The sequence below is a fragment of the Elusimicrobiota bacterium genome, assembly GCA_041660925.1.
Classification (GTDB): domain Bacteria; phylum Elusimicrobiota; class Elusimicrobia; order UBA1565; family UBA1565; genus JBAZUV01.
In genome coordinates this window covers 126,343-146,471 of sequence record JBAZVI010000005.1, presented here as the reverse complement: position 1 = coordinate 146,471, position 20,129 = coordinate 126,343, and the positions used below count along the sequence as shown (strand labels likewise).

The 20,129-nt window shown below is 71.9% G+C and carries 15 protein-coding genes; 12 read left to right on the top strand and 3 right to left on the bottom strand.

Translation table 11 applies throughout. The features are described 5' to 3' along the window. The first annotated feature begins 55 nt into the window (after window positions 1–55). The 4 genes from WC969_08690 to aat are packed head-to-tail and all read left to right on the top strand — an operon-like array spanning window position 56 to window position 8,517. The gene (locus WC969_08690) at window positions 56–4,768 is read left to right on the top strand and encodes a kelch repeat-containing protein (GenBank protein MFA6029916.1); all 4,713 of its coding nucleotides are present in this window, start codon (window positions 56–58) and stop codon (window positions 4,766–4,768) included. 2 nt (window positions 4,769–4,770) lie between these two features. Beyond that, window positions 4,771–5,922: a PorV/PorQ family protein gene (locus tag WC969_08685; protein ID MFA6029915.1), complete on the top strand. Its 1,152-nt coding sequence runs from the start codon at window positions 4,771–4,773 to the stop codon at window positions 5,920–5,922. Between the two features lie 31 nt (window positions 5,923–5,953). Further along, on the top strand, window positions 5,954–7,873 hold the full coding sequence (gene asnB, locus WC969_08680) for an asparagine synthase (glutamine-hydrolyzing) (GenBank protein MFA6029914.1): 1,920 nt from the start codon (window positions 5,954–5,956) through the stop codon (window positions 7,871–7,873). Beyond that, on the top strand, window positions 7,810–8,517 hold the full coding sequence (gene aat / locus WC969_08675) for a leucyl/phenylalanyl-tRNA--protein transferase (GenBank protein MFA6029913.1): 708 nt from the start codon (window positions 7,810–7,812) through the stop codon (window positions 8,515–8,517). Before asnB ends, aat begins: the two co-directional genes overlap by 64 nt. Here aat and wecB read toward each other — a convergent pair. From wecB to WC969_08660, 3 genes are read right to left on the bottom strand one after another with little or no spacing between them, the layout of a single operon-like run. Continuing rightward, window positions 8,417–9,646, bottom strand: a complete 1,230-nt coding sequence (gene wecB, locus WC969_08670) for a UDP-N-acetylglucosamine 2-epimerase (non-hydrolyzing) (GenBank protein ID MFA6029912.1) — start codon at window positions 9,644–9,646, stop codon at window positions 8,417–8,419. The two genes, aat and wecB, sit on opposite strands and share 101 nt — an antisense overlap. Beyond that, on the bottom strand, window positions 9,643–10,620 hold the full coding sequence (locus tag WC969_08665) for a class I SAM-dependent methyltransferase (GenBank protein ID MFA6029911.1): 978 nt from the start codon (window positions 10,618–10,620) through the stop codon (window positions 9,643–9,645). Before WC969_08665 ends, wecB begins: the two co-directional genes overlap by 4 nt. Beyond that, a complete protein-coding gene (locus WC969_08660; GenBank protein MFA6029910.1) occupies window positions 10,617–11,591 on the bottom strand; it encodes a glycosyltransferase family A protein in 975 nt (324 codons plus the stop codon). Before WC969_08660 ends, WC969_08665 begins: the two co-directional genes overlap by 4 nt. 27 nt (window positions 11,592–11,618) lie before the next feature. Here WC969_08660 and WC969_08655 point away from each other — a divergent pair, with 27 nt between their 5' ends. Genes WC969_08655 through WC969_08620 form a run of 8 tightly spaced genes read left to right on the top strand, consistent with a single transcriptional unit; the run spans window position 11,619 to window position 20,123 of the window. Then, window positions 11,619–13,184 (top strand): oligosaccharide flippase family protein, encoded by a 1,566-nt coding sequence (locus WC969_08655; protein MFA6029909.1) that lies wholly within the window; start codon window positions 11,619–11,621, stop codon window positions 13,182–13,184. Window positions 13,185–13,196: 12 nt separating this feature from the next. Continuing rightward, window positions 13,197–14,126, top strand: coding sequence for an SDR family oxidoreductase (locus WC969_08650; GenBank protein ID MFA6029908.1), 930 nt, complete (start codon window positions 13,197–13,199; stop codon window positions 14,124–14,126). A 44-nt stretch (window positions 14,127–14,170) separates the two neighbouring features. Continuing rightward, a complete protein-coding gene (locus tag WC969_08645; GenBank protein ID MFA6029907.1) occupies window positions 14,171–14,926 on the top strand; it encodes a glycosyltransferase family 2 protein in 756 nt (251 codons plus the stop codon). After that, window positions 14,923–15,945: a GDP-mannose 4,6-dehydratase gene (locus WC969_08640; protein ID MFA6029906.1), complete on the top strand. Its 1,023-nt coding sequence runs from the start codon at window positions 14,923–14,925 to the stop codon at window positions 15,943–15,945. The genes WC969_08645 and WC969_08640 overlap by 4 nt, the downstream gene beginning before the upstream one ends. After that, a complete protein-coding gene (locus WC969_08635) occupies window positions 15,942–17,177 on the top strand; it encodes a glycosyltransferase family 2 protein (protein MFA6029905.1) in 1,236 nt (411 codons plus the stop codon). The genes WC969_08640 and WC969_08635 overlap by 4 nt, the downstream gene beginning before the upstream one ends. Further along, the gene (locus WC969_08630) at window positions 17,174–18,463 is read left to right on the top strand and encodes a glycosyltransferase family 39 protein (protein ID MFA6029904.1); all 1,290 of its coding nucleotides are present in this window, start codon (window positions 17,174–17,176) and stop codon (window positions 18,461–18,463) included. The genes WC969_08635 and WC969_08630 overlap by 4 nt, the downstream gene beginning before the upstream one ends. Continuing rightward, on the top strand, window positions 18,460–19,437 hold the full coding sequence (locus WC969_08625) for an NAD-dependent epimerase/dehydratase family protein (protein MFA6029903.1): 978 nt from the start codon (window positions 18,460–18,462) through the stop codon (window positions 19,435–19,437). Before WC969_08630 ends, WC969_08625 begins: the two co-directional genes overlap by 4 nt. After that, window positions 19,434–20,123 carry a glycosyltransferase family 2 protein gene (locus tag WC969_08620; protein ID MFA6029902.1) on the top strand — a complete coding sequence of 230 codons (690 nt, stop codon included), beginning with the start codon at window positions 19,434–19,436 and terminating at the stop codon, window positions 20,121–20,123. The genes WC969_08625 and WC969_08620 overlap by 4 nt, the downstream gene beginning before the upstream one ends. Window positions 20,124–20,129 lie beyond the last annotated feature (6 nt).

Genomic DNA, 20,129 nt, shown 5'->3' with positions numbered 1-20,129 from the left:
TTGAATGTATTGACAGCATTGCTTTTAGGCGCTATAAAATGGGGGCACCCGTCCCATGCGCCGAATCCCGCTCTTCGCCGTCCTCATCGCCTGCCTCCTCGCTGAGGCCCTCCCCGCGTCTGCCGCCAGCTGGACGACCGCTCCCTCGATGGCCGAGGCCCGCGAGACCTTCGCCGCGGCGATGCTGCCCGATGGCCGGGTCCTCCTCACGGGCGGCAAGAACGCCGGGACGGTCTCCAGCACGGAGATCTACGACCCGGTCCGCAACACGGTCACGAGCGCCGGCGCCCTGACGACGGGCCGCTGGCGCCATACGGCCACCCTCCTGCGCGACGGGCGCGTCCTCGTCGCCGGCGGCGCGACGACGGGGGACGTGCCGGTCGCCAGCGTCGAGCTCTACGACCCGGCGACCGGACTCTGGTCGGCGGGGCCCCCGCTCGCGACCGCGCGCCAGCTCCACCGGGCGACCGTGCTTCCCGACGGCCGCGTCCTCATCAGCGGCGGCTTGAACGGGGCGGGGACCGCGCTCATGAGCGCCGAGCTCTTCGACCCGGGCAGCAACGGCTGGTCCTCGGCCGGGAGCATGGTCTACGCCCGGCAGGTCCACGCCGCCGCTCTGCTCCCCAGCGGCAAGGTGCTCGTCGCCGGCGGCAGCACGACCTCCTCCTCGACGGCGACCTGCGAGCTCTACGACCCGGCGCTCAACAGCTGGACGCTGACCGGCTCTCTCAATGTCGGACGCTACGAGCATGTCGCCGTCCTCATGGCGAGCGGCAAGGTCCTCACCGCGGGCGGCTACAGCACCGGCTCGCTCTATCTGAGCTCCGCCGAGATCTACGACCCCTCCACCGGGGTCTGGACGACGACGGGCTCCCTGACGACGACCCGCATGCTTTTCGCCGGCGTCCTCCTGCCCGACGGCCGCGTGCTCGTCAACGGCGGCTACAACGCCGGCACCGCGCATGCGAGCGCCGAGATCTTCAACCCCTCCTCCGGCACCTGGAGCTCCGGCGGCTCGATGTCCTCGGGCCGCCTCGCCCAGGAGATGGTGGTCCTCCTCAACGGGAAGGTGCTCGTGGCGGGGGGAGCGAGCCTCGCCCCCGCCTACTCCGCGAGTCTGGACCTCTTCGACCCCAACGTCGGCGTCTGGACGAGCGCCGGCGCGATGTCGGGCGTCCGCACCGCCGTCACGACCGTGCCCCTTCCGAACGGGAAGGTCCTCGCGGTCGGCGGGCAGTCGGGCGCGGTCGTCAAGGACGTCGCGGAGCTCTACGACCCGGCCCTCAACAGCTGGTCGCTCGCCAACCCGATGGCGACCCCGCGCATGTCGCCGGGCAGCGCGCTGCTCTCCGACGGGCGCGTTCTTATGGCCGCCGGTCAGGACCAGACCGGTCCCGACACCGTGACGAGCAAGTCCGAGATCTACGACCCGGTCTCCGGGAACTGGACGCCGACCGGGGACATGGGGGCCGCCCGCTACAACTTCCCGATGGTCCTGCTCCCCAACGACAAGGTCCTGGCGGCGGGAGGCGCGAACATCACAGACTCGTTCAGCGCATCGGAGCTCTACGATCCCGCCGCGGGGACCTGGTCGCCGACCGGCGGCATGAGCGTCAAGCGCTATCGCCACAGCCTGACCATCCTCCCCGACGGCAAGGTCCTTGCCGTCGGCGGACGGAACACCGCCTCGCTCTCCTCCTGCGAGCTCTACGACCCGGTCACCGGGACCTGGACCGTGACGGGCTCCATGGCGACGCCGCGCTACGACCACACCGCGACGCTCCTCTTCAACGGCAAGGTGCTCGTGACCGGCGGCTATCAGACGCCGGCGACCTACCTGCAGAGCGCGGAGCTCTACGACCCCGCCGCGGGGACCTGGTCCGCCGCGGCCGCGCTGGGCGTCACCCGCATCGCGCATACCGCGGCCCTGCTGCCGAGCGGGAAAGTCCTCGTCTCGGGCGGCTACAACGCCGGACAGACCCACCCGACCTCCGCGGTCTATGACCCCGTGAAGAACGCCTGGGCGGTCGGTCCGACCCTGCTCGCCGCGCGCAACGGGCAGTCGATGGTCGCGCTGCCCGACGGGGGAGTCCTCCTCGTCGGGGGCTCGGATTTCGTCGGTCCGCTCGCGAGCGCCGAGAAGGCCTTCTTCTCCGAGTACGACCAGCGCCTCGTCCCCGCCTTCCGGCCCGTCATCGCCTCCGTCAACGGCAGCTCCTCCTATCCCGTGGTCGTCTCCACGACGGGACGCAACACGGTCTATGGGAGCACCTTCACGGGGCGGTCCTGGCAGGGCGTCGAGCCGCCGCGGGTCACCCTGCGGGCCATGCAGGCCGGAGACTGGGGCGCCACGCTCGCCTCCCCGCGCGTCGTCGACCTGAGCAGCACCGTCTTCGAGGCGAGCTGGTCCTCCGGCGACCTGAGCTTCCGCATCCCCGCCGGCGTCCCGCCCGGCTACTACCAGCTGCGCGTGCACGCGGGGGCCTTCCTCTCGGACGCGAAGCTCGTGCGCCTGCCTGCAGTGGATTTCTCCGGCGGCACGGTCGCTGCGGCGGGCTTCACCGACGTCTCGAGCGGGAGCCTCGTCGTGCGCTGGGGCGCGACCGTACGCTCCGGCACCGAGTTCCTTGTCCAGCTCTCCACCGCGGCCGACTTCGGGGCTCTACAGGCCTCCACCGGCTCCTACGATTCGCGCGTCTCGTTCGCGGGACTTCAGTCGCAGACGACCTATTATGCGCGGCTCGCCCTCACGGCGGGAGGGCCCTATGCTCCCTTGGGCTCGACGTGCACCCTGCCCGTGCCGCCTTCGCAGGCCGGCACGCCGACCGCGGCAGTGCTCGGGATCTCCTCCATCAGTTGGACCTGGTCGCTGCTGCCAGGCGCGACCGGCTACGAGGTCTTCCAGGCGAGTTCGGGTATCCTCCTCGCGAACGTCGCGGCGCCGCCGTACATCCAGCAGGGGCTGCTGCCGAACGCGACCTACGGCTTCGTTCTGCGCGGATGCAACGTCAGCGGCGCAGGGCCGCTCTCTCCTTCGGCGACGGCGTGGACGCTGGCGGCTCCGCCGACGGGGATCGCTGCGACGCTCTTCATCACGAGCGCCGCGCTGCACTGGTCTTGGAACTCGAATCCCGCCTGGACGCTCGCGCAGCTGGAGCGCTCGACCGACAGCGCCGTCTACTCGGAACGCCTGAGTGCCGCGGCGACCACGCATCTGGACACGGGCCTGCAGGCGTGCTCGACCTACCAGTACCGGGTCCGCTACCGGAACATCGCGGGGGAGGCGACGGCCACTGACGCCCTCCAGTTCGTCACCGCGGGCTCCACGCCGCTGGCTCCCGGGAGCTTGAGCGCCGAGAGCCTCTCGGGCCGCCGCATCGGGCTGCTCTGGGAGCCCGCCTCCTCGGGGGATGCCGTCGAATACCGACTCTATTGGGATAATGGCACCGGGACGGTCGATTACGGCTCGCCCTTCGCGGTCCTGAGCTCCACGGTGACGAGCTTCACGACGGGCGCGCTCGTCGACGGCACGGTCTACCGCTTCGGTCTGCGCGCCTACAACCGCTGCGCTCTCGAGGATTCCAACACCCGTGTCGCGGCCCAGGCCGTTGCGATGGAGAGTCTCACCGGCGTCAAGGCGGCCATCAAGGTGCCGCAGAGCGGCAAGCGCATCAAGGGCAACCGCGTGACGGTGATGGCGGAGCTGACGCTGGGCTCGGAAGGGCAGACGAAGCAGGTCCTGTTCCAGTATCGTGCGGCGGGAGGCGTCGCGTGGACGGACATCGTCGCGGCCAACGCGAACCACCCCAACCCCGACCTCGAAGCGCCCTACTTCGTGCACTGGGACGTCACGGGGCTGGCGGCCGGCGACTACGAACTGCGTGCGCAAGCCACCGACGTCTACAGTGCCGTTGACGCCGCCCCCGCCATCATCACGATCTCGGTCACCAACGCCCCCGTCGACTTCGACATCAGCGAGACGAGCCAGGGCGGCGGGAAGGTGAAGAAGGAGCAGGTGGTCTACCAGTCGGTGGCGAACACCGTGCAGGCGGCCGACGAGGGCTCGGCGCAGACGACGAAGGTGCTCATCCCTGCCGACGCGCTGTCGGCCTCGACGGTCGCCGTGGCGGTGACGAACAACCCCTCGGCGCTGCCGATCCTCCCCACAGGCATCGAATCGGCCGGGGCCTCGGTCGAGATCACGCTCTCGAACGGACAGAGTCAGCTTTCGAGCGGCAAGACGGCGACGGTGACGCTCTCGTATAAGGATGACAATGACGACGGGATCGTGGATGGGACGAGCTGCCGGGCCGACCGCCTGGTGGTCTATGCTCACGACACGGCGGGCGGGGAGTGGCGCAAGGAGGGAGCCGCGAGCGTCGATCGGACGGCGAAGACGGTGAGCGCTCCCACGCCGCACTTCAGCTTCTTCGCGCTGGTCGTTCCGACCTCGTCGGACCTCAGCGCCCTGCGCATCTACCCCTCGCCCTTCCGGCCCAACAACGACAGCACGGATGACGGGGTTCCCTACGATCCTTCGAACGCGAACTCCGGGATCATCTTCGAGAATCTGCCGAACAGCTCGAAGATCCGAGTCTACACGGTGACGGGTCAGCTCGTCGCGCACTTCGACGCGGGGACCTCCGGGAAGGTCCAGTGGGACGCGAGCAACGACGAGGGCGGGCAGGTCGCCAGCGGCGTGTACCTGGCGGTCGTGAGCGCGCCGGGGCAGAAGGAAGTGGTGCGGAAGATCGCGATCATCCGATGAGCATGAAGCGTCTCCTGTCGGCCTTGTCGGTCTCCCTGCTCCTCGCGGGGACGGCCCGGCACGCCCGGGCGGCCGGCGCGGAGCCCTTTAATTTCCTGTTCCTGGACGGCAACGCGCGGGCGGTGGCGATGGGCGGGGCCTACACCGCTCTGGCGGGGGACGCGAACGCCCTCCTGTATAATCCGGGCGGGCTGGCCTGGGTGGACGGCCATGAAGCGACCTTCATGCACAACCAGCACTTCGAGGGGATCACCCAGGAATACCTCGGCTTCGCCTCCCGCTCGGGCTTCGGGGCCCTGCTCAACTACGTGGACTACGGCAGCCTGACCCGGACGACCATCTCGAACCCGGACGGCTCGGGCGACTTCGGGGCCTCGGACCTGGCCCTGGGCGGCGGCTACGGTCGCCGCTTCGCCGAGGACTTCGGCGTCGGCGGTGCGCTCAAGCTCATCCGGGGGAGCATCGACGGGACGAACGCGCAGGGCTACGCGGCGGACTTCGGCGTGCTCTACCGCTCGGCCGAGCTGCAGGGGCTGAAGCTCGGCGCGGCGCTGCAGAACCTCGGCCCGAGCGTGAAGTTCGAGAGGAACGACGAGAACCTGCCCTTGAACCTGCGCTTCGGCGGGGCCTTCGACTTCGCGGTGCGGGAGCGCCCGGTCGTTCTCGCGCTGGACATGACGAAGGAGCGCAGCGAGGGCCTTCTGGTGAACATCGGTGCGGAGATGCGGCCGGTGGAGCTCTTCGCGCTGCGCTTGGGCTACGCGACGCGCAACGAGGCGGGCCCCGGGGTGAGCGTGGGGTTCGGGGTGGGGAAGAAGGGTTTCGGGTTCGACTACGCGTTCGTTCCTTTCGGCGACCTCGGGAACACCCATCGCATGAGCCTGACCTTGCGCTGGGGGAACGGCGAGCTCAAGAGTTACGCCGCCGCGCCGGAGCCGCGGCGTCGGCCGGTCGAACGGGCGGCCGCCGTCGCGCCCGCTGCCCCTCCCGCGTCCAAGCCGCTTGCGTCTCCGGCGCCCAGACCGGTCCCGGAACTCAAGGCCTTGCCGGTCGTGCCCGCTCCCGCCGTTCCCGCCGAGGCGCCCGCGCCCAAGCCGGCCGCGTCGAAGCCGACGCCGTCCGCCCGTCCTTCCAACGGCGACATCTCCGAGTAGCCGTCCCTCCCAACTGTTATAATCGGGCTTCATGTGCGGCATCACCGGCATCGTCCATAGCGCGCCCGGCAAGGTCGACCGCGCCCTCCTCAAGAAGGCGAACGACTCCATCACGCACCGCGGTCCCGACGACGAGGGCCTCTATTGCGACGAGTACGCGGGGCTGGCGATGCGCCGGCTCTCCATCATCGACCTCTCGACCGGGCATCAGCCGATGTCGAGCCGCGACGGCGCGCTGACCATCGTCTTCAACGGCGAGATCTACAACTTCCAGGAGCTGCGCGCCCCGCTCGAGGCGGCCGGCTACCCTTTCCGCACGAAGAGCGACACCGAGGTCATCCTCGCGCTCTACGAGAAGGAGGGAGCCGCCTGCGTCAAGCGCCTGCGCGGCATGTTCGCCTTCGCCGTCTGGGACAGCCGCCGCCGCAGCCTCTTCATCGCCCGCGACCGCATCGGCAAGAAGCCGCTCTTCTACGCGCTCGGACACGGCTTCCTCGCTTTCGGCTCCGAGCTGCGCACGCTCCTCGTCTGGCCCGGGATCGAGCGCGAGCTCAACGCGAAGTCGATCGACTACTTCCTCTCCCTGCAGTACATCCCGAGTCCGCACACCATCTACAAGAGCGTCCATAAGCTGCCGCCGGCCCATCACCTCACCTTCGAGAAGGGCGTAGTGCGCATCGAGCGCTACTGGGACCTGCCGCTGGGGGGCAAGCCTGCCACGACGGACCCGGAGGAGGCCTGTGAGCTCATCCGCGAGAAGCTGCGCGAGTCGGTGCGCCTGCGCATGATCTCGGATGTGCCGCTCGGCGCCTTCCTCTCGGGCGGGGTGGACTCCTCCATCATCGTGGCCCTCATGAGCGGGCTCTCGGAGCGGCCGGTGAAGACCTTCTCCATCGGCTTCGAGGAGAAGGAGTTCTCCGAGCTGCCCTACGCCCGCCAGGTCGCCAACGCCTGCGGCACCGACCACACCGAGTTCATCGTCACCGCCGACATGGCGGACATCCTCCCCAAGCTCGCCTGGCACTACGGCGAGCCCTACGCCGACGCGAGCGCCCTCCCTTCGTACTACGTCTCCCGCGAGACCCGCCGCTTCGTGACCGTGGCCCTCAACGGCGACGGCGGCGACGAGAACTTCGCCGGCTACATCCGCTACTTCGCGATGAAGGCCGCGCGCTATTTCGACGCCGTGCCCGCGCCGCTGCGCAAGGTCATGCAGGGCGGCACCGAGCTGCTCCCCGAGGCGCAGGCGCCCTTCTCCTTCTTCTGGCGGCTCAAGCGCTTCATGCGCTCGGCCGTGTTCACCGACCTCGCCGCGCGCCACCTCAAGATGGTCTGCTACTTCTCCGAGGAGGACAAGAAGGGCCTCTACACGGAGTCGATGAAGCGCGCGATGGGCATCGACGGCGGGCACGAGCGCGCCGACGCGGCCCGCTACCTCGACCTCGCCTTCGCCCGCGCGAAGGGCGAGGACTTCGTCAACCGCCTCCTCTACGCCGACTTCCAGACCTATCTGCCGGAATGCCTCATGACGAAGATGGACATCGCCTCCATGGCCGTCTCGCTGGAGGCGCGCTCGCCCTTCCTCGACCACGAGTTCGTCGAGCTCGTCTACGGCCTGCCCGGCGATTGGAAGCTCAAGGGTCTCAGGGGCCACAAGTGGATCCTCAAGAAGGCCTTCGCGAAGGAGCTCCCGGCCTCCATCCACCGGCGCGGGAAGATGGGCTTCGGCATCCCGCTCGGGCCCTGGTTCCGCGGCCGCCTCAAGGACTACTGGCGCGACCACGTCCTCTCCTCCGCGGCGCTCGGCCGCGGCTACTTCGAGCGCTCCGCGCTCGAGGCCGTCTGGAACGAGCACCAGAGCGGGCGCCGCGACCACGGCTACCGCATGTGGGCGCTGCTCATGCTCGAGCTCTGGCACCGCCAGTACGAGCCGGACTTCAAGGGGTTCTGACGGTCCCCGTCTTCCCCGATCCCCGCGAATCCACCCCCGAGGGCGTCGTCGCCGTCGGCGGCGACCTCCGGCCGGAGACTCTGCGCGCCGCCTATCGCCGCGGCATCTTCCCCTGGCCGCACGAGGGCCTGCCCCTGCTCTGGTTCTGTCCGCCGAGGCGCGCCGTGCTCGAGCGCGCGCGGCTCCACCTCCCGCGCAGCCTGCGCGCCGCGAGGAAGAAGCCGTTCGCCTATACCGTCGACCGGGCCTTCCGCGCCGTCATCGAGGCCTGCGCGCTCTCGCCGCGACCCGGACAGCGCGGGACCTGGATCACGCCGGACATGGTCGCGGCCTACTGCCGGCTCCACCGTCTCGGAGGGGCGCACAGCGTGGAGGCCTGGGAGGGCGGGGAGCTCGTCGGGGGTGTCTACGGCGTGGACGCGGGCGGCGCCTTCTCGGGAGAGAGCATGTTCCACCGGCGCCCCGACGCCTCCAAGCTCGCCCTGCTGCACCTGCTCGAGCGACTGTCGGCGCGCGGGCTCGAGTGGATCGACATCCAGCAGCTCACCCCGCACCTCGAGCGCCTCGGGGCGCGCGAGCTCGCGCGCGAGGAGTTTCTCGCGCGCTGGGAGCGCGAGCTCTCCTCCGGCCGCAAGCTGTTCTAACTCCGCCGGTCCATTCGGCCGGACGGGAGCCCAGCCCGAAGCGCCAGCGCAGGAAGCGCGCGATGCGCCGCGCGGCGCGGCCGTCGCCGAAGGGGGAGCCGGCGCGGCGCATGCGGCGGCGCAGGGCGTCGTCGTCGAGGATGCGCCCGACCGCCCGCGCGATGCGGGCCGGGTCGGTGCCCACGAGGAGCCCGCCGCCCGATTCGAGCAGCTCGGGCCGCTCGGTGACCTTGCGCGCGACCAGCGTCGGCACGCGCAGGACCGGCGCCTCCTCTTGGAGGCCTCCGGAATCCGTCAGCAGCAGGTCGCTTCGGCGCAGGAGCGCGAGGAACTCCGGGTAGGGCAGCGGCGGGGTCGCGTGCACGCGCGGATGGCGGAGCGCGCGGGCCGCGGCGCGCACCGCGGGGTTCGGGTGCACCGGGAAGACGACGTGCAGGTCGGCGCGCCGTTCGGCGAGACCGACCAGGGCCCGCAGCATCCCCGCCAGCGGCCGCCCGAAGCTCTCGCGCCGGTGCAGCGTCGCGAGCAGGAGCCGCGCTCCGCGCGGCAGGCGGCGCAGCAGGGCGCTTCCCGGCAGGGGCCGTCGCAGCCGCGCCTTGAGCGCGTCGACGCCGGTGTTCCCCGTCACGAAGACCTCTCCCTTCAGCCGCTCCCGCAGGAGGTTGCGCTTCGCCCTGCGCGTCGGGGCGAAGAGCATGGACGCCGCGCGGTCGATGCGGATGCGCTGGCCCTCCTCGGGCCAGGGGTTTCGGAGGTCGCCGCTGCGCAGGCCGGCCTCGACGTGCGCGACGGGGATGCCGAGCTCCCGGGCGCAGAGGGCCGCGGCGCAGGCGCTCGCGGTGTCGCCCTGCACGAGCACGAGGTCGGGCCGCTCGCGGCGCAGGACGTCCGGCAGGCGCCGGCGCAGGCGCGCGAGCACCTCGGCGGGGCGCTGGCCCTCGCGCATGAGGTCGAGGTCCAGGTGGGGGCGGACGCCGAAGGCGGCGAGGGCGTCGTCGAGGAGGCCGCGGTGCTGGGCCGTCGAGACGAGGCGCGGGGCGAGGCCGGCGCGCCGGAGCTCCGCGAAGAGCGGGGCGAGCTTGACGAGCTCTGGGCGCGTGCCGAAGACGGCGAGGATGCGCGGCGTCAACGCTTTTTCGCCAGCGCGAAGAGCGTCCGGCCGCGATGGGGAGCGAGGAGGCGGAAGGCGAGGACGAGCGGCGCGTCGAGCGGGAAGAGGAGGACGCGGGCGGCGAGGTAGCCGGCGTCGACGATGCGCTGACGCCGGTCCGGGTCGGCGAGGGCCCCCATGCGGCCGCCGTCCTTTGCGAGGAGCTCGCTGAAGGTGCGCCCTTCCTCGCCCTTCTTCGCCCCGGTGAGGAGCCGTTTGAACAGGGGGAAGAGGGCGTAGAGCGCGCGGTAGTAGAGCTGTCCGGCGAAGAAGCCGAGGTGCAGCGGCGAGTGCAGGAACAGCACGGGCTCGAAGCCGGCGCGGGCGAGGGCCCGGCGGAGGCTGTCCTCGGTCCAGCGGGTGAAGTGGTAGGGGGGGAAGTCGTAGCGCTCCCGGTTCGCCTCGCTCAGCAGGGGCCGCGCGGCGTCGGGAACGGCCAGCGCGAGATGCCCGCCCGGGGAGAGGGCGTCCCGCAGCGCCTCGAGCAGGCGCGCCGGCTCGCTCATGTGCTCGAGCGCGTCGAAGAGCGTGATCGCGGCGCAGCCGCGCCGGCGGGCGAGGGCGTCGAAGACGTCCCCGAGCTCGACGTCCTCGAGTCCCGACGCGCGGGCGGCCGCGACGTAGTCCCCGTTGAAGTCGACGCCGGAGACCGTCCAGCCCCGCGCGCGGGCCTCGAGGAGGAAGCGGCCATCGCCGCAGCCGACGTCGAAGAGCCTTCCCGGCGGGAGGCCGGCGTCGAAGAAGACGCGGTGGCGCCAATCCTCTCCCCAGGCGCGGGTCTCGCCCGAGTGCACGCGGCGGTAGAAGTCGGCGCCCGGCGAGACGCGCGGGTCGGCGTAGACGAGCGCGCAGGCGGGGCAGCGGAGCAGCCGGTAGCGGCCGCCCGCGACGGGGTCGCGGTGCTCCCCGAGGAGACGTCCCTCGGCGGGCTCCAGGCAGCCGGGGCAGCTCACAGCCGTTCCCGGGAGAGCGCGATGCGGACGCGCTCGTAGGCGGACTGGAGGAGGAGGTAGGCGCTCGGGGAGGCCAGCGCGATGAGGAGCGTCGAGGCCTTGAAGAGCGCGTGCAGCGAGCTTCCGCAGCTCGCGGCGGCTTCGCGCAGGGACGCCCACGCCCCGCTCCAGCGCCCGCCCAGGCGGTGTCGGAAGAGCTCCAACTCGGCGCGCTCGCGGCGCTCGTGCAGCCGCCGCGCGGCGTCGAGGGTCAGGCCGCGGGAGCTCAGGAAGTCCTCGCGCAGGCGCTTGTTCGCGTCCTTGAGGCGGAGGTACGCCTCGAGGCGCCGCGCGTCCACGCGCACGCCCGCGTAGTGGTTGGCGCCGTGGACGCGGCGCAGGCCGAGCGAGCCCGGGAGGTGGCGCATCGGGCCGAGGTCGAGCAGGCGCGGCTGGAGGTACTCGTCGACGCAGGTGATGAGCTCGGCGGGCAGCGGGAGCAGCGCTTCGAGCGCGGCGCGCCGGACCGCGAGCCCGCTCATCCCCGTGAGCAGGGTGCGCCCGGCGAGGAAGTCCTCGAGCGTCCAGCGCAGCGGCCGCGCGGGAAGGGCCGTGGGCTTCGGGCGCAGGCGCTCGTCGGCCTGGCGCAGCCCGTGCTGGACGGCGACGAGGTCCGGCTCCGCGCGCACGGCGTCGGCGACGGCGCGGAGCTTCTCCGGCGCCCAGACGTCGTCGGTCTCGAGGAAGGCCACCCACTCCCCGCGGCAGAGCGGCAGCGCGGCGTTGAGGGCCGAAGCCTGTCCCCCATGGGGGACGTCCACCCAGCGCACGCGGTCCTCCCAGGGACGCGCGGCCTCGCGCGAGCCGTCGCGGGAGCCGTCGTCGACGACGACCGTCTCGAAGGGCGCCGCGTCCTGGGCGAAGACGGAGGCCAGCGCCTCCGGGAGGAAGCGCGCGCAGTCGAAGTTCGTCAGGACGGCCGATATCTCCATGCGCCGGTATTATAAGATATGGCCGTCATGAGCGGACCGGAGGACGCGCAGGCGCCGCAACCGTCGGAGGACTCCCCGGGGTCCGGTCCGCTCGCGCCGCGCGTGCTCAGCGGCGCCGCCATCAACCTCGCCGGCCAGCTCGCCGCCCTCGCCGCCGCCCTCCTCCTCACCCCGCTCGTCGTGCGCGGGCTCGGTCCCGACGGCTATGCGCTCTACACGCTCATCGGGACCTTCCTCGGCTACCTGATGATGCTGACCTGCGGCGCCGGCTTTGCGACGCAGCGCTACGGGGCCCTCTACGGCGGCCGCGGGGAGCGGGGACTCCTCGGCGCGATGCTGCGCTTCTCCGTCCTCCTGCACCTCCTCGCCGCGCTCGTCGGGGGGGCCGCCCTGCTCTTCTGGCGCCATGGCGCGGCCGACTGGATCGTCTCGGCCCGGGTCTCCGTCGTCGAGAGCGCCGCGGGGGTCCTGCTCTGGACCGCGGTCGCGGCACCCTTCTACTTCCTCCTGCAGTGCGCGCTCAACGCCCTCTACGGGCTCCAGCGCTTCCGCGCCTACAACGCCCTCAAGGCCCTCGAGGCCGGCCTGCCGCTGGCGGCCGCGGCGGCCGTGCTCGCGCTCGGCGGGGGGCTGCCGCGGGTCGCGGCGGCCTTCGCCGCCGTCATGGCCGCGCTTGCCGTCCTGGCGCTCGCGCTGCTGCGCCGCGAGCTCTCCGGCGGCGCAGGCCCCTACGCGAGCGGCGAGCGCCGCGCCTTCCTCGGCTTCGCCGGCAAGAGCGTCTTCGCCCAGGTCTTCTGGCTGCTCATGTATCAGGGAGACCGCCTGCTCATCGGCGGGATGCTCCCGCTGGCCGAGCTCGGCTTCTACTCCGCCGCCTCCGCGCTCGCGCGGCGCTTCAACATCCTCTGCTGCGTCGTCGCCGACACGGTCCTCCCCATGATGGCCGAGCTCGAGGGCCGCGGCGAGCGCGCGCGCCTGCGGCGCCTCTACGTGAAGTCGACGGAGCTCTCGCTCTTCGTCATCCTCCCGCTGACCGTCCTGCTCTTCATGCTCATCCCGCAGTTCCTGACCCTCTGGCTCGGGGCCGACTTCGGTCTGCGCGGGACCTGGCCCTTCCGCCTCCTCCTCCTCGCGAACCTCGCCTACCTCGCCACGGAGCTGCCGCACTACGTCGCGCTCGCCGCCGGGGCGCCCGAGCTCTCCGGCGCGATGCAGGGCGCCAAGGCCCTGCTCCTCGTCGGGCTCTGGCCGCTCCTCATCCCGCGCTGGGGCATCGCGGGAGCGGCCTTCGGCCTCCTCGCCGCGGAGTGGCTCGTCACCCCGCTCTTCATGCGGCACGTCCACCGCAGCCTGCTCGACCTCCGCTGGGGCCGCTACCTCCGCGAAGCCTGTCTGCGGCCCTTCCTCGCGGCCGCCGCCCTGCTCGCGGCCGTCGTCCTCGTCCGGCCCCTCGTCTCCGGCTGGTTCTCCCTCGTCGTCGTCGGCGCGGCGGGGACGGCGTTCTACTACGGCATCGGCTGGAAGCTCATCGACGAGTCCTCGCGGCATGCGGCGCTCGAGTGGCTGCGCGCCCGGCTCGCCCGCGCGAAATAATATAATCCACCGATGAGAGCGCTCATCGTCGGCGCCACCGGCCTGCTCGGACACGCCTTCTGGAGGCATCTGCGCGGCCGCCCGGGCTGGGAGGCCGCGGGCACGACCTACGACCTCCCGCTGCCGGACCTCGTGTCCCTCGACGTCCGGACCGAGGGGGCGTTCTCGCACGTCCTGGAGCGCGTCCGCCCCGAGGTCGTCTTCTTCCCCGCCTCGAACCCCTTCGTGGACTACTGCGAGCGCAACCCCGCCGAGACCCGCCGGCTCAACGTGGAGGCGACGCTCGCCGCCGCGCGCGCCTCCCGCGCCGCCGGGGCCCGCTTCGTCTTCTTCTCGTCGGACTACGTCTTCGACGGAGCGCGGGGCGGCTACTGCGAGGACGATCCCCCGTCCCCGCTCAACGAGTACGGCCGCCAGAAGCTCGAAGTCGAGCGCGAGCTCGCGCGGGCCGATCCCTCGGCCCTCGTCGTGCGCACCTCGGCCATCTACGGCTGGGAGCTCGGGCCGCGGAACTTCGTGCTCCAGGTCCTGCGTTCGCTCGCCGCCGGGACCCCGCTGCGCTGCGCCCGCGACCAGCGCTACAACCCGACCTGGGCTCCGGCCCTCGCCGCCGCCGTCGCCGAGCTCGCCGCGGCGGGCGCCTCCGGCCTCTTCCACGCGGCCGGCTCCGAAAAGGTCTCGCGCCTCGAGCTCGCGCGCGCCGTCGCCGAGGTCTTCGGGTTCGACGGCTCCCGCGTCGAGAGCGTGCCGCTCTCCGAGCTGTGCCCGGCGGGGGGGACGCCGCGTCCCGCGGACAGCTCGCTCGACTCTTCCCGGCTCGCGCGCCGGCTGGGACGGCCGCTGGCCGGTCTGCGCGAAGGCCTGCGCGCGATGAAGGACGGCCGCGCGGATTGGGAAGCGTACGCCCGGGGCCTTCCCCTTCCGAAGCCCTGGGCCCTGTAGTCCTCCGGTAGCTCCCTCTCCCGCCCATCTGTTAATATACGCGCATGCCCGCGCGCGAAGTCCGCTGCGTCATCCCCGCCTACAACGAGGAGAAGAACCTCCCGCGCCTCTGCGAGACCCTGCGCGAGGCCTTCGCGGCGCTCGGCCGGCCCTACCGGCTGTTCATCGTCGACGACGGCAGCCGCGACGGCACCGCCGCCCTTCTGCGCGAGCTCGCCCTCCGGCACCCCTTGACGCCGCTCTTCCACGAGGGCAACCGCGGGATCGCCGCCGCCTTCCTGACCGGCCTGCGCGCCGCCGTCGCGGGAGCCGCGGAGGACGACCCGATCGTCATGCTCGAGGGCGACGGGACCAGCGACCCCGCGGCCCTGAGCGCCATGCTCGACGCCCTGACGCCGCCCTGCGACCTCGTCATCGCCTCGCGCTATGCTCCGGGCGGCGCCTACCGGAACTTCCCGCCCAAGCGCCTGCTCCTCAGCCGCGGGGCCAACGCCCTGCTCTCCGTGCTCTGTCGCGTCCCCGGCGTGCGCGACTACACCATCTTCTACCGCGCCTATCGCGCCGGACCGCTCGCCCGCGCCCTCGGGGCGTTCGGCGAGCGCTTCACGAGCGCGGGCGGCTTCGCCTGCAACGCGGAGATGCTCCTGCGGCTGCGGGCGTTCGTCCGCGAAGTGCGCGAGGTGCCCTTCGTCTACGATTACGGCCTCAAGAAGGGGAAGAGCGCGATGAACATCCCCCGCAACCTGCGCTCCTATCTGTCGCTGTTCCGCATCTTCTACTTCGAACGGAGGGGAGCATGAGCGCCCCGCGCGTCATCGTCACCGGCGGAGCCGGCTTCATCGGAGTCAACGCGGCGGCGCGCTTCCTCGCGCGCGGCTGGCGGGTCTCGGTCCTCGACGACCTCTCGCGCCGCGGGGTGGACCGCAACCTCGCCTGGCTGCGCCGCCAGGGCCCCCTCGACTTCGCGCGCATCGACGTCCGCGACGCGGGAGCCGTGCGGCGCTTCTTCGCGCGCCGCGCCGACCGTCTCGAGCTGGTCCTCCACCTCGCCGCGCAGGTCGCCGTCACGACCTCCGTGACCGACCCGCGCTCCGACTTCGAACGCAACGCGCTCGGGGCCTTCAACGTCCTCGAGGCCCTGCGCGGCCTGCGCCGCCCGCCCTTCGCGCTCTACACCTCGACGAACAAGGTCTACGGCGAGATGGAGGCCGTGCGCACGGTCCTCGGCGCCGACGGACGCTGGCGCTACGTCGGGCGCCCCCACGGAGTCGACGAGACGGAGCTCCTCGACTTCCACTCGCCCTACGGCTGCTCGAAGGGCGCCGCCGACCAGTACTTCCGCGACTACCACCGCATCTACGGCCTGCCCACCGTGGTCCTTCGCCAGTCCTGCATCTATGGCCAGCACCAGCAGGGCAACGAGGACCAGGGCTGGCTCGCGCACTTCATGAAGGCCGCGCAGGCCGGCCGGGGCGTGACGCTCTTCGGCGACGGACGCCAGGTGCGCGATGCGCTCCACGTCGACGACCTCGTCGACCTCTTCGAGCTCTGCTGGCGCCGCCGCGGCCGCACCGCGGGCCGCGTCTTCAACGTGGGCGGCGGGCCGCGCAACACCCTTTCCCTGCTCCAGCTCATCGCGTGGATCGAGCGCCGCCAGGGCCGCTCCCTGCGCGTCGCGCGCCGCGGCTGGCGGCCGGGCGACCAGCGCGTCTACGTCTCCGACGTCCGCCGCGTCCGCCGCGAGCTCGGCTGGGCGCCGCGGACCACCGTCTCCGAGGGGCTCGAGCGACTCTGGACCTGGCTCGAGGGCGACCGGTGAACCGCGTCTTCTCGATCGTCATCCCCGCCTACAACGAGGAGCAGGCCGTCGTCGACATCCTGCGCCGCTCGCTCGCGGCCGTCCCGCGCCTGAAGGAGGCCCGGGGGCTCGAGGAGGTCGAGGTCCTCCTCGTCAGCGACGGCTCCAGCGACCGCACCGAAGAGCTCGCGCGCGCGGTGACGGGCGTGAAGGTCATCGCCTACCCCGACAACCGCGGCTACGGGGCCGCCATCAAGACCGGCTTCGAGGCCGCGCGCGGCGACTGGCTGGGCTTCCTCGACGCCGACGGCACCTGCGACCCCGAGTTCTTCGCCGAGCTGCTGCGCCTGGCCCAGGACGGTGCCGACGTCGCGCTCGGCTCGCGCATGCACCCCGGCAGCCGCATGCCCGCCGTCCGGCGCCTGGGCAACTGGCTCTTCCGGACACTGCTCAACCTCATCGCCGGGGGCGGCGTCACCGACACCGCCAGCGGGATGCGCGTGCTCCGCCGACCGGCGCTCGAGCGCCTCGCCCCGCTCCCCGACGGCCTCGACTTCACGCCCGCGATGAGCGTGCGGGCGGTGCTCGACCCGCGCCTGCATATCGCCGAGAGCCCGATGCCCTACGCCGAACGCACCGGCCGCTCGAAGCTCAGCGTTCTGCGCGACGGCTGGCGTTTCCTGACCATCATCCTGCAGACGGCGGCGACCTACCGCCCGACGACGTTCTTCGGCTTCTCGGCCCTCCTCCTCGCCGGGACCTCGCTGCCCTTCCTGTTCCTGCGCCTCGGCGGCCCCTCTGCGCCTGTCGGCTTCTACCTCGCGAACGCGCGGCTCGAGGACTGGATGATCTTCCGCATCGTCCTGGTGACCGTCCTCCTCGGCGCGGCGGTGTTCCTGCTCGCGCTCGGACTCGTCGCCCAGGCGCTCACCGAGCTCATCCATCGCGGCGAGGACCCGTTCCGCGCCGGCGGCTGGCGAGGGGCGCTGCTGCGGCGCTTCCCGGTCTTCGGCGTGGCCAGCCTCTTCTTCGCTCTGTGGCTGAACCGGCGCCCGCTCTCCTCCTACCTCGCGACGGGGGACATCCCCGTGCCCGGGACGGGGCAGGAGTTCTGGGTCTTCGCCGTCGTCGGAGCGATGTTCACGCTCATCGGCATCGAGCTGCTCGGCTTCTCCGCGGTCGCCGCCATCGCGCGCCTTCTCTGGGACCGCGAAGCGCATCGCGCGCGGCGCGCGGACCGCCCGGACGCATGAGCACCCGGCGCTGGCTGCTGCTCCTGCTGGCCGCCGCGCTCGCCGCACGCGTCCTCTTCTGCGTCCTCTTCCCCCAGGGCCTGCCCGACGGCGGCGTCCCGAACCTCGACATGTACCATCACCTGGCCGGGACCCTCCTCCAGGACGGGACCCTGCGGGACCTCGAGGGCCGCCTCACCGCCATGCGCGAGCCGGGCTACCCGCTCGTGCTCGCCGGGCTCTACGCCGTGAGCGGGCCGCGCTACCGCGCGGTCCTCGCGCTTCACTGCCTGCTGGGCGTCCTCACGGTCTGGCTGGTCTGGCTGCTCGGCCTGCGCCTCTTCGGGCCGCGCTGCGCCTGGCTCGCCGCGCTCATGGCCGCGTTCCATCCGCAGCTGCTTTATTACACGGCGCTGCCGCGGCGGGAGACCTTCCAGGCGTTCCTGCTGGCGTGGAGCGTCTGGCTGCTGCTCGATGCGCTGGACTTCAAGGACCTCTGGCCCCTTCAGCGCCCCGGAGCGCCGAAGGGACGGCGCGGGTGGAGAACGGCCGGCGCGCCGCGCTGGCTGCTGGCCGGCGCAATCTGGGCGCTCAATCCCCTGACGAACTCCGCCTTCCTGCCCGCGGGCCTCGCGGCCGCCGCGGCCGCCGTCCTCGTCGGGCGCTCGCGCTCGCTGGACCTGCGGCGCGGGGCCGGACTCTTCCTCGCGGCCTACGTCGCGCTCTTCGCGCTCTGGCCGCTGCGCAACGCGAGCGTCTTCCACCGCTTCATCCCCGGCATCAACGGCGGCGGCAACCACATCTACATCGGCTTCATCGTCCCCGACGACGCCGCCGGGACGCCGGGGGAGCAGGCATACCTTCGGGCCGACGCCACGGCGCAGGCCGCGGTGAAGCTCAGCGAGGAAGACAAGGACGCGCTCTTCTACCGCGCGGCCCTGGACTGGATCCGCGCCCATCCCGCGGGCTTCGCGAAGCGTCTCGGCGGGAGCTTCCTCAAGCTCTGGCGGCTCTATCCCTACCCCCGCGACTACGGGACCTCCTACCGCCTCATCCAGTGGGCGAGCCTGCTCTCCGACGGCTGGATCCTGCCGCTCGCGCTCATCGGCCTACTCCTCGGCTGCGCGCGCCGCCCCGCCTGCTGGGTGCCGGCGTCCGTCCTCGGGGCGGTGACCTTCACCTACATGGTGTTCTGGGCGGTGATCCGCTACCGCGTGCCGCTGATGCCGCTCGTCTTCCCTTTCGCCGCCTGCGCGCTCGAGCGCGTCGGCTCCGCGCTGAGACTTTGGACGCAGGAGGACGCATGAGCTTCTGGGACGGACGACGCGTGCTCGTGACGGGGGGCGCCGGCTTCATCGGCAGCCACCTCGTCGAACTGCTCCTGGCGGCCGGCAAGGCCGACGTCACGGTCGCCGACGACCTCTCCAACGGAGCCCTCGAGAACCTCGCCGTCGTCGAGGGGCGCTACCGCTTCGAGCGCGTCGACCTCCGGGACCCCGCCGCGGCCGCGCGCGTCGCGCGCGGACACGACGTCGTCCTGCACCTCGCCGCGAAGGTCGGCGGGGTGGGCTACAACGTGCGCCATCCGGCGCTCATGTTCCGGGACAACCTGCGCATGAACAGCGCCGTCCTCGAGGCCGCGGTCGCCGCGGGCGCCGAGCGCGTGCTGATGACCAGCTCGGCCTGCGTCTACCCGCGCCACTGCACGGTCCCCACGCCGGAGAGCGAGGGCTTCCGCGACTGGCCCGAGGACACGAACGAAGGCTACGGCTGGGCCAAGCGCATGGCGGAGTTCGAGGCTCTCGCCTGCCATAAGGAGTTCGGCCTGCGCGTCGCTCTCGCGCGGCCCTACAACACCTACGGTCCCCGCGACCACTTCGACCCCGAGGTCTCCCACGTCGTCCCCGCGCTGGTGCGGCGCGTCCTTTCGGGAGAGGACCCGGTGCGGGTCTGGGGGGACGGGGCGCAGACGCGGGCCTTCCTCTACGTCACGGACACGGCGCGCGGCATGCTCATGGCCGCCGAGCGCTACGCCGAGTGCGACGCGCTCAACCTCGGCACCGACGAGGAGGTCCCGATCCGGGACCTCGTGGCTCTGGTGCTCGAACTCTGCGGCTCGAAGGCGCGCGTCGAGTTCGACCCGAGCAAGCCCGCCGGCCAGCCGCGGCGGAACTGCGACGTCCGCAAGGCGCACGAGAAGGCCGGCTTCGCGGCCTCGGTGACGCTGCGCGAGGGGCTCGGCCGCACGATCGACTGGTATCGCCGCAGGGAGGGGAAGTGAGGCGGAGCCTGGTCCTACTGACGTTCAACGAGATCGAGGCCGCGCCGAAGGTCCTGCCGACGGTGCCGCTCGCGGCGGCCGACGAGGTCTTCGCCGTGGACGGCGGTTCGAAGGACGGGACGATCGATTTCCTCAAGTCGAAGGGTCTGCGCGTCGTCGTGCAGGAGCGACGCGGCCGCGGCGTCGCCTTCCAGCTCGGCATGCGCGAAGCCCGGGGAGAGAACGTCGTCTTCTTCAGCCTCGACGGCAACGAGGAGCCGGCCGACATCCCCCGGCTCTTCGCCGAGCTCGAGAAGGGCGCCGACATGGCCATCGCTTCGCGGATGATGGAGGGCGCGGTCAACGAGGAGGACGTCCAGCTCCTGCGCCTGCGCAAGTGGGTGAACCAGACCTTCACGCTCATCGCGAACCTGCTCTGGAACGGCGGGCCCTACGTCACGGACACCATCAACGGCTTCCGCGGTCTGCGCAAGACGGCCTTCGAGCGCATGAAGGCCGACGCCCCGGGCTTCGTCATCGAATACCAGATGTCCATCCGCGCCATGAAGCTCGGCCTGCGCGTCGTCGAGATCCCCACCCGCGAGAACCAGCGCGCCGGCGGCGAGAGCACGGCGGAATCCCTGCCCGTGGGGATCGTCTTCCTCAAGCAGCTCTGGAAGGAGCTCCTGCTGGGGCGGCGCTTCTGAGGGCGC

Bases quoted from the DNA above. Each gene is read 5' to 3' on its own strand.
- WC969_08690 (MFA6029916.1), top strand. From the start codon at position 56: ATGCGCCGAATCCCGCTCTTCGCCGTCCTCATCGCCTGCCTCCTCGCT.
- WC969_08685 (MFA6029915.1), top strand. From the start codon at position 4,771: ATGAAGCGTCTCCTGTCGGCCTTGTCGGTCTCCCTGCTCCTCGCGGGG.
- asnB (MFA6029914.1), top strand. From the start codon at position 5,954: ATGTGCGGCATCACCGGCATCGTCCATAGCGCGCCCGGCAAGGTCGAC.
- WC969_08660 (MFA6029910.1), bottom strand. From the start codon at position 11,591: ATGGAGATATCGGCCGTCCTGACGAACTTCGACTGCGCGCGCTTCCTC.
- WC969_08655 (MFA6029909.1), top strand. From the start codon at position 11,619: ATGAGCGGACCGGAGGACGCGCAGGCGCCGCAACCGTCGGAGGACTCC.
- WC969_08650 (MFA6029908.1), top strand. From the start codon at position 13,197: ATGAGAGCGCTCATCGTCGGCGCCACCGGCCTGCTCGGACACGCCTTC.
- WC969_08645 (MFA6029907.1), top strand. From the start codon at position 14,171: ATGCCCGCGCGCGAAGTCCGCTGCGTCATCCCCGCCTACAACGAGGAG.
- WC969_08640 (MFA6029906.1), top strand. From the start codon at position 14,923: ATGAGCGCCCCGCGCGTCATCGTCACCGGCGGAGCCGGCTTCATCGGA.
- WC969_08630 (MFA6029904.1), top strand. From the start codon at position 17,174: ATGAGCACCCGGCGCTGGCTGCTGCTCCTGCTGGCCGCCGCGCTCGCC.
- WC969_08625 (MFA6029903.1), top strand. From the start codon at position 18,460: ATGAGCTTCTGGGACGGACGACGCGTGCTCGTGACGGGGGGCGCCGGC.